Origin of the sequence: Polaribacter sp. (genome assembly GCF_036480315.1) — a bacterium.
In the GTDB taxonomy this organism is placed as follows: Bacteria; Bacteroidota; Bacteroidia; order Flavobacteriales; family Flavobacteriaceae; genus Polaribacter.
The window spans coordinates 1-12,414 of sequence record NZ_JAZGGG010000064.1; the positions used below are offsets into that span (position 1 = coordinate 1).

A 12,414-nucleotide genomic window follows, 5' to 3' on the forward strand; every position below is an offset into this window, starting at 1 on the left:
ACTAAACCACTATGGACTAAAGTCCATAGGTTTTTAAATCTGACTAAAGTCAGGTGTACGAAAACAAACGTGCTTACTCAAGGATAAAATTATCATTATCATTACTCGATTTACGATGATGTTCTAAATAATCATTTACCATTTTATCGGTAATATTACCTGTACTCCAACATCCAAAACCAATTGCCCAAAAATGTCTACCCCAGTATTTCTTGCGTAAAACAGGAAACTCCTCTTGTATTTTCCTGGAGGTTCTTCCTTTTAACTTTTTTACAATTGTACTAATATCTTGTGATGGACGATACTCAATATGCATATGAACATGATCATTCGAAACAACTCCTTTTAAGATAACGATATCCTCTGCATCACAAATTTGTATCAATAACTTTCTACAACTTATCTGAATATCTCCTTGTAAAACTGCAAACCTATATTTAGTACTCCAAACTATATGAACAGTTAATCTTGAAACAGTATGACCATTTGTTCTTTGTTTTGACATAAGACAAAGGTAAACATTTTTAGAAGCTAAAGCGAGATGCACTAAAGTGCATAGTTTTAACTATATTTGAGACCAATAAAGCATTTTTATCCTATAAAAATTTAAAGAAAGCATATTCTATTTTAAATTTAAAAGAAAAATGTAATGATAGTTTAAATGAATGCCAACTACTTATTTTCGAATTATTAGATAGCCAAGATGATCTTAAAAATAAGATTAATGATAACCCTATAGATTATTTAAATGATTTTTTTGAATGCGCAAAAATAAAGAATGATTCAATAAAAATAATTAGATCTTATTTGGGTTATGCTTCATTTAATTTTAATAATAAAAAAAAATCTATTCCAAAAAATTATTACAAAAAAGCTTTAAAAATAATTAGAAAACTTAACATTACACAAGCAGAATCTGTTGTTTTAATGAATTTAGCTCTCTTACATTCTAATTCTAAACAAGATTCAGCAAAATACTATTTAGATGAAACTATAAAAATTTACAAAAAAGAGAATTTAATTGATAAATTATATGACCTGTATATAAATACTGCCAATTTTTATTTTATAAATAAAAAATATCCTCTTGCAATTAAAGAATTACAAAAAGCCGATAGCATTTTATTGAATGACTATAAAATAAAATCAAAAAAAATATTATATGAAAAATTTTCTTCAGTCTATAATGACGCAAAAGATTATAAAAATGCGTTTAAATATCTAACCATTACTAATAAATATACTGATAGTCTAAATACTCTCCAAAATAAAAAAGAACTACTTGATTTAGACAAAAAATATAAAACAGTTGAAAAAGAAAAAGAAATTTTACGATTAGAAAAAAACAATTTAGAAACAGAAGCAAAAAGAATAAAAAACAGAAATTTCTTAATAGGTTCTCTTCTATTTATTTTGTTAGGAGGAACTATAGGGGTTTTATCACTTAAAAACTCCAAAAGAAAAAGAAAACTAGCAGAACAAGAAAAAGAAATTCAAACTCAAAAAAATATAACCATTTTAAAAGAACAAGAGTTAACTATTATTAACGCAATGGTAGATGGTCAAGAGAAAGAGCGTAAAAGAATTGCAGAAGATTTACATGATAATTTAGGTTCCGTTTTAGCAACTTTAAAACTCCATTTCGAGAACCTAAAAATGAATCGGGAGAAGAAAAAAATTAATCAAGAAACTTTATTTGACAAAACAGAAGGTTTAATAGATGAAGCTTATCTAAAAGTAAGAAGTATTGCGCATGCAAAAAATGCTGGTGTTATTGCAAACCAAGGTTTATTAATTGCTGTACAAATGATGGCAGAAAAAATATCTTCTGCAGATAAAATTAAAATTGAAGTAATTGATTTTGGCTTAAATAAAAGACTAGATAATAGTTTAGAAATTACTATTTTTAGAATTATTCAAGAATTAATTACCAATATAATAAAACATGCAGATGCAAAAAATGCAACCATTAATGTTTCTTTGTATGATAAAAATTTAAATATTATTATTGAAGACGATGGAAAAGGTTTTGACATTAATAAAGTGAATCTAAAAAATGGAATGGGAATTAATTCTATAAAAACGAGAATTGAGCATTTAAATGGTTCTTTCGAAATTGATTCTACTATTGGTAAAGGAAGCTCTATAATTATAGATCTTCCTGTAGAATAATTTCTAACTGTAATAGTGTGTGCGTTATTAAGAAAACTAATATACCTATACATAGGTATGTTTGGTAATTGAATATTTCTGATATTTGGGTAAATAATTAATAAAAACTAGTTTTATGAGAATTTTTAAAATAATCTTGTTCCTTTCAGCCGTAAGTGTTTTTACTTTATTTTCTTTCAAGAAAAAAGAAGTTAAAACAATTTTAAATGAATATGAGAATGTTATTACAAACTTCAGCACTAGTATTCATTCAAAAAAATACCAAGTTGTACATGTTGGCTCTATGTTATTTAAAAACAAAAAAGATATTCCGCATGCTGTATTAATGAAATTTAATGCAAAAAGAAAAGGTTGGTTTTCTAAAAAGTTTGAAATGAGAGAAATTTCATTTGCCGTTTCAAACATAAGAATGAAAGACAAAAAAGTTGTTATAGATTCTATTAATTATGTGAAAAAACATAAAAGATTTAATTTATTTTTGAAAATTTACAACAATAATAGCAATGAAGATAATGGTCATCCTCTAGATAAATATTCTGAAAACTATTTTTTAAAAGATAGCACAAGAATTATTAAATATAAAAAGAAATTAATTGTAAGAAAAGGAGATGTTTTAGATTTCCATGTAGAATTAAGTAAATCTAGATCTTCATTAGTAATTGTTGGTACACCTGAAATTGAATGCAAATTAAAATTGAATTAAAAATATTAATAATAATTATTTTATCTTTTTTATTTTCTTGTAAAACATTTACACAAGAAAGTAAAAAAGGTAATTTATTATATGATAATTACTACAAAAACTTATCTCTTTATAAGTTTGGTGACTCAAACTTATCTTTAAAAAAAATAATACCAAAAGATTCTTTTTACCTAAAGAATAAATCAATTTTGAATTACTATTTATTAGGAAAGAAATCAAACATTACCAATCAGAACTTTTACACTAAAAATAACAATAGTTTAAAACTTGCTTATACAGATTACTTGAATTATACTTCTAAAAATAATGATACAATAATTTATAATAATTATTTAGAGGTCTTAAATATTGCTAGAAAAAAGAAAGATATTTTTCTAGTAAATGAGTCTTTAAGAAGAATTCTATATTATTTTTTTAAACGAAACAACTACCTGAATTACAATAAAGTAGGCAAATATCTGTTAGAATTTAAAAAAAATAAAACATCAGACTGGGATAATTTTTGGTTTGAATATTTAGGAAATGGTTTTAAAATATCAAAAGCATATTTTAATAACTCTAATTACCCAAATGTTTCAAATTTTAAAAATTGTTTAAGGTTTGCAAATAAAGCCAATAATATATTTGCAAAAGTTAAAGTGAATCAAATTATTGGAGCAACCTACACTCTTAAAGGTCAGAAGAATTTAGATAGTGCATCTTACTATTTTAATAAAAGCAAATCTCTATTATTAAAAGAAAATAGTTATTTTTTTAAAGATTTATTGAGTCAAATTTACTTTAACTTCGGTAAAGTAGAATATGAAAAAAAGGAATATAAAAAATCCATTTCTCTTTTAAAGAATGCTGTAAATCTAAAATCAATTGGTAACCAAAGTAAGTTAAAATATTATCTATTTATTTCCAAAAGTTATGAAAAGGATAATAAAAAAGATAGTGCTTTATATTATTTGAAAATTCATAACAAACTAAATGATAGTTTAAATTTATTAAAACAATCAATTGCAATTTCAGACATTAAAGAGAAATACGAAACTGCCGAAAAAGAAAAAGAAAACTTACAATTAAAAGTTGATAAAGAAAAAAGTAAACTCTTTTTATTTGCGTCTCTCCTATTTATCTTATTAGGTGGCACTATAGCAATACTATCACTTAAAAACTCTAAAAGAAAACAAAAACTTGCAGAACAAGAAAAAGCTTTAGAAACACAAAAAAACTTAACTCTATTAAAAGAACAAGAACTAACTACCATTAACGCTATGGTAGATGGTCAAGAGAAAGAACGTAAAAGAATTGCAGAAGATTTACATGATAATTTAGGTTCCGTTTTAGCAACTTTAAAACTCCATTTCGAGAATTTAAAAATGAATCGAGAAAAGAAGAAAATTAATCAAGAAACTTTATTTAATAAAACTGAAGGTTTAATAGATGAAGCATATTTAAAAGTAAGAAGTATTGCGCATGCAAAAAATGCTGGTGTAATTGCTAACCAAGGTTTATTAACTGCTGTACAAATGATGGCAGAAAAAATATCATCTGCAGATAAGATTCAAATTGAAGTTATTGATTTTGGTTTAGATAAAAGGTTAGAAAACAGTTTAGAAATTAGTATATTTAGAATTATTCAAGAACTAATTACTAATATATTAAAACATGCAGATGCTAAAAATGCAACCATTAATATTTCTTTATATGATAAAAATTTAAACATTATTATTGAAGATGATGGTAAAGGTTTCCTCATTGATAAAGTAAATTTAAAAGATGGAATGGGAATTAATTCTATAAAAACTAGAATAGAATACCTAAATGGGCGTTTTGAAGTAGATTCAACAATTGGTAAAGGAAGTTCTATAATTATAGACATTCCTGTTGAATAAATACCTATTTGTAGTGATACTCTTAAGTTGATAAATAATTATTTTTGATAAAAAAAACAGCCCTATGATTACTATAATAATGGCAGAAGATCATCAAATGTTAATAGATGGTGTAAAATCTTTCTTTGAATATGATGAAGATATAAATATTATTGGAACCGTAAATAATGGAGAAGATTTAGTAAAATTAGTTTCGTTAAAACAACCAAAATTAGTAATTACTGATATTAGAATGCCAAGAATGGATGGTATAGAAGCTACAAAAACCATCAAAAAACAATTCCCTCATATTAATGTTTTAGCTATGACAATGTTTGATCAGCCAGACGCAATCAAACAAATGTTAGATGCTGGTGCAACAGGTTATCTTTTAAAAAATTCGGGAATTAAAATGCTTTCAAAAGCAATAGTTACAGTTGCTAATGGCGAAACTTTTTTTGACCCAAATGTGGCATTTAATTTTATGAATAATTACATTGATGATAATGTAACTATTGGTAAAACAAACAAAATTGTTTTATCTAATAGAGAAAAAGAAATCTTAAACTTAATTGCAAACGGGAAAACTTCTAAAGAAATTTCTGAAATTCTATTTATAGCAAAAACTACTGTAGATACGCATAGAAAAAATATGATTCGAAAGCTAAATTTATCTTCTGGTAGCGAGTTAATAAAATATGCAGTTGATAAAAAATATCAATTTTAAAAGGTAAAACCACCTAACTTCCTCAACAATACATAATATAATTACCTATTTATAGGTATGTTTTATAGTTACTTCTTCATCTACTTTTGAAGCATAACTTAAACAAACGATATTATGAAAACAATTAAAACTTTTTGTATAGGACTACTGTTATTCAGTTCTTTAACAATCACATCCCAAAATTTTACATCGAGCTTAAGCTCCGTTGATTTAAGTACAGTAAATTTAAATAACGTAAATGTAAATGATGAAATTATTAATGATAATTCTATAGAGACTTATTCCGGTAGTTTTGTTATTCAAAATGGAAATTTAGTTTTTAAATCTAATGATTGCACACTTAAAGCATCTGGTCTTTTATTAAAAAGCATTAATGGAAAAAAGTTTAGAACTAAAAAATGGATGAAGAAAGTAAAAAAATCACCTAATAAAGAATTAGAATATATCCTTATAAAAGGTGTAAAATCACCTAGCTCTCCTGTAATTTTTGTTAAAAAAGTTAGTAAACCACTAAAAAAAGCAAAATCATGGTCTGGTGGAAATTCATACTTATACCTAACTGCAGCACAAGAATTATATCAAAAAACAATTCAATTAAGAGAAAATTATAACTTATTTTCTGTAGCAATAGAAGAAGTAGAAGATCCTGTTTTAGGTAAAATTACAGAATACACACTTTATGATTCTAAATGTAATAGAATGTCACCAGAAGACATCAAAAAAATGAGTTCAAAAGAACTAAACAGTGTAAACAATTCCTTAAAAATTGGTGGTGGTTTATTATTAAAGCAAACTGCACTTACTGCTTTAGCTGCATTAAGTACTCAAGAAATTGCTACAGCAAGTATATTTGATAAAATTACAATGGGAAAAGACGCCATTACTGCAGGTGTTTTTCAGGCAGCTATTATAGCACAATTGCCAAAAATAATAAGCAATTTAAAAGAGTCTAAAAAGTATATAGATCAATTAAAGTCAGAATAATTCTTAAAGAAGATATATCATGAAAATTAAATCTATATTTCTATTTACATTTTTACTCTTTTTTATAATTCCAAATACAAATTCTCAACAAGGAGAAGATTATAGATTAATTGTTGGTGTAGCTAAATTTACAGCAACTAATGTAAAACAAGAACGTTTAGCAAACATGGTTTCTGAAAGGGTTTTAGATGTACTTAACCAACAAAATAGGTTTCAAGTTGTAGATTTAGATGGAACAGCAAGAGAACAAGCAATTTCTAAATCTCAAGAAAACTATAAATCTAAAAATTGGATTGAAGCTAATAAATCTATTAGCGCAGAATACACACTTACTGGTGTTTTAACAAGTATTAAATTCATTCGATTAAATGCTGGTAAAGGTTATAAGGCAACAATAACATATACTATTAAGATTATTAATACAGAAAGTGGTGCTATTATTCAAAATGGTACATCAACATTTTCTTCAACTAAAAGTGAAATAAAATTAACCCCAGAAAGCGCTTTACAAAGTGCTTTAAGTACAACAATAGCTCCTTTGAGTAGTTATTTCTCTTCAAGTTTTCCTGTTAAATTAAATCTTGTTAGAATAGAAAAAGAGAAAAAAGGAAAAGCCCAAGTTGTACTGTTAGATGGAGGTTCTAAAATTGGTGTTCTAGAAGGAACAAAATTTGAAGCCTATTTTATAGATAATTCGCTAGGTAAACCTTTGCCTAAATTTATTGGAGAAATAAAAATAACAAAAGTTTTAAGTGAAGATTTTTCTGAAGCAAAAGTAACTGATGGAGGAAAAGATATTCATAAATATTTAAATGATGGAAAAAAAATAATCTGTAAAACCTTAAAAAAATGATTGATAAAATAAAATTTATTCTAATTGCAACTACACTTCTAATATTAACAAGCTGTGGTTCAAAAAAACAAGTAGCATTCTTTCCTACCTCAGAGGTTACCTATCAAGATTACTCTGGAGATATTTTAACGTTAAGAGTTCTTGGTTATGGAGCAAATGAAAACTCAGCAATAGAAGATGCTCAAAGAAGAGCTATGGAAACTCTTTTTTTTAGAGGAATACCAAACTCAAGTATTTCTAAACCTTTAATTGGATATAATGAGAATGAGTTAAAACAAAGTAACAACTCATATTTTCAAGAATTTTTTGGGTATAAAAGATTCTTAACATTTATTTCTGAAACTTCTTTTATTGGTGGACAAAAGCAAAAAGTTATTGCTACTAAACTAAATAAAAAGAAAGGACCAAAAGAAGATATGGTAGATGCATTAGTAGTTGCTGTAGATGTTCTTATTAATGTAAAACCATTACGTAAAGATTTAGAACAAAAAAATGTTATAAGAAAATTTGGATTTTAAAACAAAAAACATGAAACTAAAAATTATAATAATTGCATTAATTGCAATTGTGTCAGCTAAAACATACAGTCAAAGTGTAGAACAGGTTCAACCTACAATTATGGTAATGCCTTTTACTAAATCTGGTCAGAATGCGTTAGAATTATTCGAAAATGATTTTAAATGGCAATCTATTATTGCAAGGGTAAATAATTCACTTCAAGAAAGAGGATTTAGGCCAAAAGATTTACAAGAAACCATAAACCAGGTTAAAAGAACCAAAGCAATAAGTTCATTAAAAAATGCCAATTTTAATGTGGAAGAAGCCATTTATATGGAAGCAAGAACAGACATTATTGTAAAAGCATTTATAAACATTCATTCGGAAAACGGTGGTGTTAGTAATAGTGTACAAGTATCTCTTAAAGCAATAGAAGCTTCTTCTAGAATGTCTTTATATGATATGCCAACTGCTTCTTCACCTCCATTTAAAACTACAGATTATGGTTATTTAGTAGATAGAGTTTTAACAGAAGAAAATAGAATTGAAGGTTTTGTTGATGGTTTAAATGAAGCTTTCGGGCAAATAGTATCATTAGGAAAAGCAATTACAATAGAAATTTTAGTAACCGAAGACAGTCTATTTAAATTAGATGATGAAATTGGCCAGAATGCCGATTTTATATCTGAATTAATTACAGAATGGGTGAAACAAAATGCCAATAAAAACCAGTATAGAATTAAGCAAGATTCAGAAAACATCTTAAGTTTCGATGAAGTAAGAATTCCTTTAAAAACAGAAACTGGAAGTAATTATTCCGTAAATGATTTTGCAAGAAGTATTTCTAGAGCTATTGCAAAAATATGTAATCGAAAAGAAGGTGTAAAAGCAAAAAGAAGAAAAGCTTCTGTTTCTGAAGGAACTATAAGAATCATTTTACCATAAAAAAAAAATCATGAAAATTAAAATACTAATTATCGTTTTATATTGTATCTCAATTGTCAATATAAATTCACAAGAAAATGAAGAGTTACTAAATTCAAGAATAGTTTTATCTATAGTAATGCCTCAAAATGAAGAAAAGATTAACAGTTCTAATTTTGCTAAAATAAAATCTAAAATAAAGCAAATAATATCTAAAAATGATGTTGCAGCAACGGGTTACTATTCAGATTTTTTAATATATCCGAGTATAGAAATTTACGATGAAGAAACTATTGACGCTGGTTTACAGCCAATAACAATTTTTAGTGGAGACTTTACTTTATTTGTAAAACAAGCTTCTACAAATAACCAATTCGGAAGTATTTCTATAAAATTTAAAGGTTCAGGTAACAGTAAATCAAAAGCCATTAAAAATGGAGTTTCAAAAATTAATTCTAATCATAAAGATTTTCAAGGATTTCTAAAAAACGTAAAATCTAAAATTGTTAATTATTACCAAAACAACTGTAGTTTATATATTTCTGAAGCAGACAAACTAAATGCAAGTAAACAATACGAGCAAGCTCTTTTAAAATTATTAGCAATTCCTGCTGGTATAACAAAATGTAATTCTAAAGTAAACACTAGAATAGTACAATATTACAGAAACTATTCTAATAGTATTTGTGATAAAAAAATAATGATTGCAAATGGTCATTATAGCGAAAAGAATTTTTCTAAATCTTTAGATATACTAAAGACTATAAACCCAGAATCTAAATGTAAGAATGCTGCATTAAGTTTAATGAGAAAAATAGAATCTAAGATAGATAGAGAAGATAAACAAGCTTTAGATCTTACAATGAAAATTTATAATAATAAGGTTTCAATGGAAAAAGCTAGAATAGCTTCTATTAATGAAATAGCATTAACATATTATAAAAATCAACCTGAAACAAAAATTCATGTAATTAGATGATAATTACCTATTTATAGGTAATAAAACCATCTCTTTAATCAATTAAATTTGAAAATAATTATTAACTTAAACTATATATTATGAAAAATTTAAAAAAATTAAGTGTTATTATTTTTGCAGTAGCTTTAACAAGTTTCTCATTAATTTCTTGTGAAGAAGCAATTGATGCTGGTTGTTCTGCAGAAACTGCTCAAGAAAACTATTTAAAAGCAATAAATACGTTTTCTAGTAACCCAACTAGAACTAACTGTAATAATTTAAAGAGCAAAGCAAATGCTTTTATAGATGCAGCAGAAAGATGTGGTGGTTTTGATGCAAGTGCTGCGCACACTTCAATAAATCAAATTGATTGTTCAGACTTTTAACTTCCAATTTTAAGTAATTAAAAAGCTCTTTTAAATTTAATTTAAAAGAGCTTTTTATGTTTTTTTCCTTTAAGATTTAATAATAAAAGAGAAATTAATTTCCTACTTCATTAATAAATTTAATTCGCATTAATCGTAATTCGTCTTCATCATAATCTCCATCAAATTCATCTAAAGCTTCTTGAATACTGTCAGTTTCTGCTTCCATAAAATATTCATGAATCTCTTCTTGTTGATCTTCATCTAACAAATCATCTATAGCATAATCTATATTTAATTTTGTGCCAGAATAAATAATGACTTCCATTTCCTTAATTAAATCATTCATTTCTTTTCCTTTAGATTTTGCAATATCTTCTAAGGGCAATTTTCTATCTGTATTCTGAATGATATATAATTTTAAACCAGAATTAACTCCTGTACTTTTTACAATTAAATCATCTGGTCTTAAAACATCATTTTCATCAACATAAGTAGAAATTATTGCAACGAATTCTTTACCAAATTTTCTTGCTTTTCCTTCACCAACTCCATGTACTTTAGACATTTCATCTAAATTTATAGGATATTTTAAAGCCATATCATCTAAAGATGGGTCTTGAAAAACAGCAAAAGGTGGTACACCTTGTTTAATAGCTACTTTTTTACGTAAATTTTTTAAGATTTTTACTAATTTTTCATCAGCAGAACCACCTGAAGATTTTGCATTTGTAACAATAGCGTTATCATTTTCGGCAGAATATGAATGATCTTCTGTCATCAGAAAAGAAGTTGGTTTTTTCATAAACTCTTCTCCTACTTCTGTCAATTTTACAACTCCATATTGCTCTATTTCTTTTCGTACATAATTAACAACCAGAATTTGACGAATTAACGCCATCCAATAAGCTGCAGTTTTATCTTTACCAATTCCAAAATGAGGTTGTAAATGTGTTTTATGTGAAGTTAAAAGTGCATTTTCTTTACCAATAATTGTATTTACAACTTCTTTAGATTTGTATTGTTGTAAAGTATCTTTAATTACAGAAAGTAATTTTGCTACATCCTGTTTTGCTTCGTGTTTTTTCTTCGGGTTTCTAGTATTATCATCCATATCTGCACCATCTCCGTTGATTTCATCAAAACTTTCACCAAAATAATGCAACAAATATTTACGTCTATTCATAGAAGTTTCTGCATAACCAACCACTTCTTGTAGCAATGCATGACCTATTTCTTGTTCTGCAATTGGCTTGCTAGCCATAAACTTCTCTAACTTCTCAATATCTTTATAAGCATAAAAAGCCAAACAATATCCTTCACCATCATCACGTCCTGCTCTACCCGTTTCTTGATAGTAACTTTCTAAACTTTTAGGAATGTCATGATGAATTACAAAACGAACATCTGGTTTGTCAATTCCCATACCAAATGCAATTGTAGCCACTACAACATCGCAATCTTCCATTAAGAACATGTCTTGATGTCTAACACGTGTTTTTGCATCTAAACCTGCATGATACGGAACTGCCTTAATTCCGTTTACTTGTAAAATTTGAGCAATTTCCCCAACTTTTTTACGACTTAAACAATATATAATACCAGATTTTCCTTCTCTTTGTTTTACAAAACGAATAATGTCTTTTTGTACTTCTTCTGTTTTAGGTCTCACTTCATAAAATAGATTCGCTCTATTAAAAGAAGCTTTAAATCTATTTGCATCTGTAATTCCTAAAGTTTTTAAAATGTCTTCTTGTACTTTTTCTGTGGCAGTTGCTGTTAAACAAATTACAGGAACATTGTCTATTGCTTTAATAATATGACGTAAATTTCTATATTCTGGTCTAAAATCGTGTCCCCATTCAGAAATACAATGTGCTTCATCAATAGCCACAAAAGAAATTGTTTGCGTTCTTAAAAAAGTAACGTACTCTTCTTTTATAAGAGATTCTGGTGCAACATATAAAAGTTTTGTTATTCCGCTATCAATATCTGCTTTTACTTGAGCAATTTCTGTTTTATTTAAAGAAGAATTTAGAACATGTGCAACTCCATTGTGTTCAGAAATACCTCTTATTGCATCAACTTGGTTTTTCATTAATGCAATTAAAGGAGATACCACAATTGCAGTACCTTCTGCCATTAAAGCTGGTAATTGGTAACAAAGAGATTTTCCTCCTCCTGTTGGCATTATTACAAAAGTATTTTCATTATTAACAATACTTTTAATTACCTGTTCTTGCAATCCTTTAAATTTATTAAAACCAAAGAATTTTTTAAGAGGACTATGTAAATCCATTTATATAAATATTCGTTTAAAATTAAAAAACAAATTACAAACCTTATATAGTTTGTTGTCACTATTATTTGT

At 26.5% G+C, this 12,414-nt stretch carries 12 protein-coding genes; 10 read left to right on the forward strand and 2 right to left on the reverse strand.

Features of this window, described 5'->3' with window-relative positions; translation table 11 throughout:
- Positions 1 to 73: 73 nt before the first annotated feature.
- Positions 74 to 505 (reverse strand): IS200/IS605 family transposase, encoded by a 432-nt coding sequence (gene tnpA / locus V3V28_RS13355; RefSeq protein ID WP_331365510.1) that lies wholly within the window; start codon positions 503 to 505, stop codon positions 74 to 76.
- A 302-nt stretch (positions 506 to 807) separates the two neighbouring features.
- Here tnpA and V3V28_RS13360 point away from each other — a divergent pair, with 302 nt between their 5' ends.
- From V3V28_RS13360 to V3V28_RS13405, 10 genes are all read left to right on the forward strand, one after another.
- A complete protein-coding gene (locus tag V3V28_RS13360; RefSeq protein ID WP_331365511.1) occupies positions 808 to 2,172 on the forward strand; it encodes a sensor histidine kinase in 1,365 nt (454 codons plus the stop codon).
- A 115-nt stretch (positions 2,173 to 2,287) separates the two neighbouring features.
- On the forward strand, positions 2,288 to 2,875 hold the full coding sequence (locus V3V28_RS13365) for a hypothetical protein (RefSeq protein ID WP_331365512.1): 588 nt from the start codon (positions 2,288 to 2,290) through the stop codon (positions 2,873 to 2,875).
- Positions 2,854 to 4,755 carry a sensor histidine kinase gene (locus V3V28_RS13370; protein WP_331365513.1) on the forward strand — a complete coding sequence of 634 codons (1,902 nt, stop codon included), beginning with the start codon at positions 2,854 to 2,856 and terminating at the stop codon, positions 4,753 to 4,755. Before V3V28_RS13365 ends, V3V28_RS13370 begins: the two co-directional genes overlap by 22 nt.
- A 64-nt stretch (positions 4,756 to 4,819) precedes the next feature.
- On the forward strand, positions 4,820 to 5,461 hold the full coding sequence (locus V3V28_RS13375) for a response regulator transcription factor (protein ID WP_331365514.1): 642 nt from the start codon (positions 4,820 to 4,822) through the stop codon (positions 5,459 to 5,461).
- Positions 5,462 to 5,575: 114 nt separating this feature from the next.
- On the forward strand, positions 5,576 to 6,445 hold the full coding sequence (locus V3V28_RS13380) for a hypothetical protein (protein WP_331365515.1): 870 nt from the start codon (positions 5,576 to 5,578) through the stop codon (positions 6,443 to 6,445).
- A 19-nt stretch (positions 6,446 to 6,464) separates the two neighbouring features.
- On the forward strand, positions 6,465 to 7,298 hold the full coding sequence (locus V3V28_RS13385; RefSeq protein ID WP_331365516.1) for a hypothetical protein: 834 nt from the start codon (positions 6,465 to 6,467) through the stop codon (positions 7,296 to 7,298).
- On the forward strand, positions 7,295 to 7,816 hold the full coding sequence (locus V3V28_RS13390) for a hypothetical protein (RefSeq protein ID WP_331365517.1): 522 nt from the start codon (positions 7,295 to 7,297) through the stop codon (positions 7,814 to 7,816). Before V3V28_RS13385 ends, V3V28_RS13390 begins: the two co-directional genes overlap by 4 nt.
- 10 nt (positions 7,817 to 7,826) lie before the next feature.
- Positions 7,827 to 8,741 carry a DUF6175 family protein gene (locus V3V28_RS13395; RefSeq protein ID WP_331365518.1) on the forward strand — a complete coding sequence of 305 codons (915 nt, stop codon included), beginning with the start codon at positions 7,827 to 7,829 and terminating at the stop codon, positions 8,739 to 8,741.
- A 10-nt stretch (positions 8,742 to 8,751) separates the two neighbouring features.
- On the forward strand, positions 8,752 to 9,699 hold the full coding sequence (locus V3V28_RS13400) for a hypothetical protein (protein ID WP_331365519.1): 948 nt from the start codon (positions 8,752 to 8,754) through the stop codon (positions 9,697 to 9,699).
- Positions 9,700 to 9,779: 80 nt separating this feature from the next.
- Positions 9,780 to 10,064, forward strand: coding sequence for a hypothetical protein (locus V3V28_RS13405; protein WP_331365520.1), 285 nt, complete (start codon positions 9,780 to 9,782; stop codon positions 10,062 to 10,064).
- A 94-nt stretch (positions 10,065 to 10,158) separates the two neighbouring features.
- Here V3V28_RS13405 and V3V28_RS13410 read toward each other — a convergent pair whose 3' ends face one another.
- Positions 10,159 to 12,342 carry a RecQ family ATP-dependent DNA helicase gene (locus V3V28_RS13410; RefSeq protein ID WP_331365521.1) on the reverse strand — a complete coding sequence of 728 codons (2,184 nt, stop codon included), beginning with the start codon at positions 12,340 to 12,342 and terminating at the stop codon, positions 10,159 to 10,161.
- Between the last annotated feature and the right edge of the window lie 72 nt (positions 12,343 to 12,414).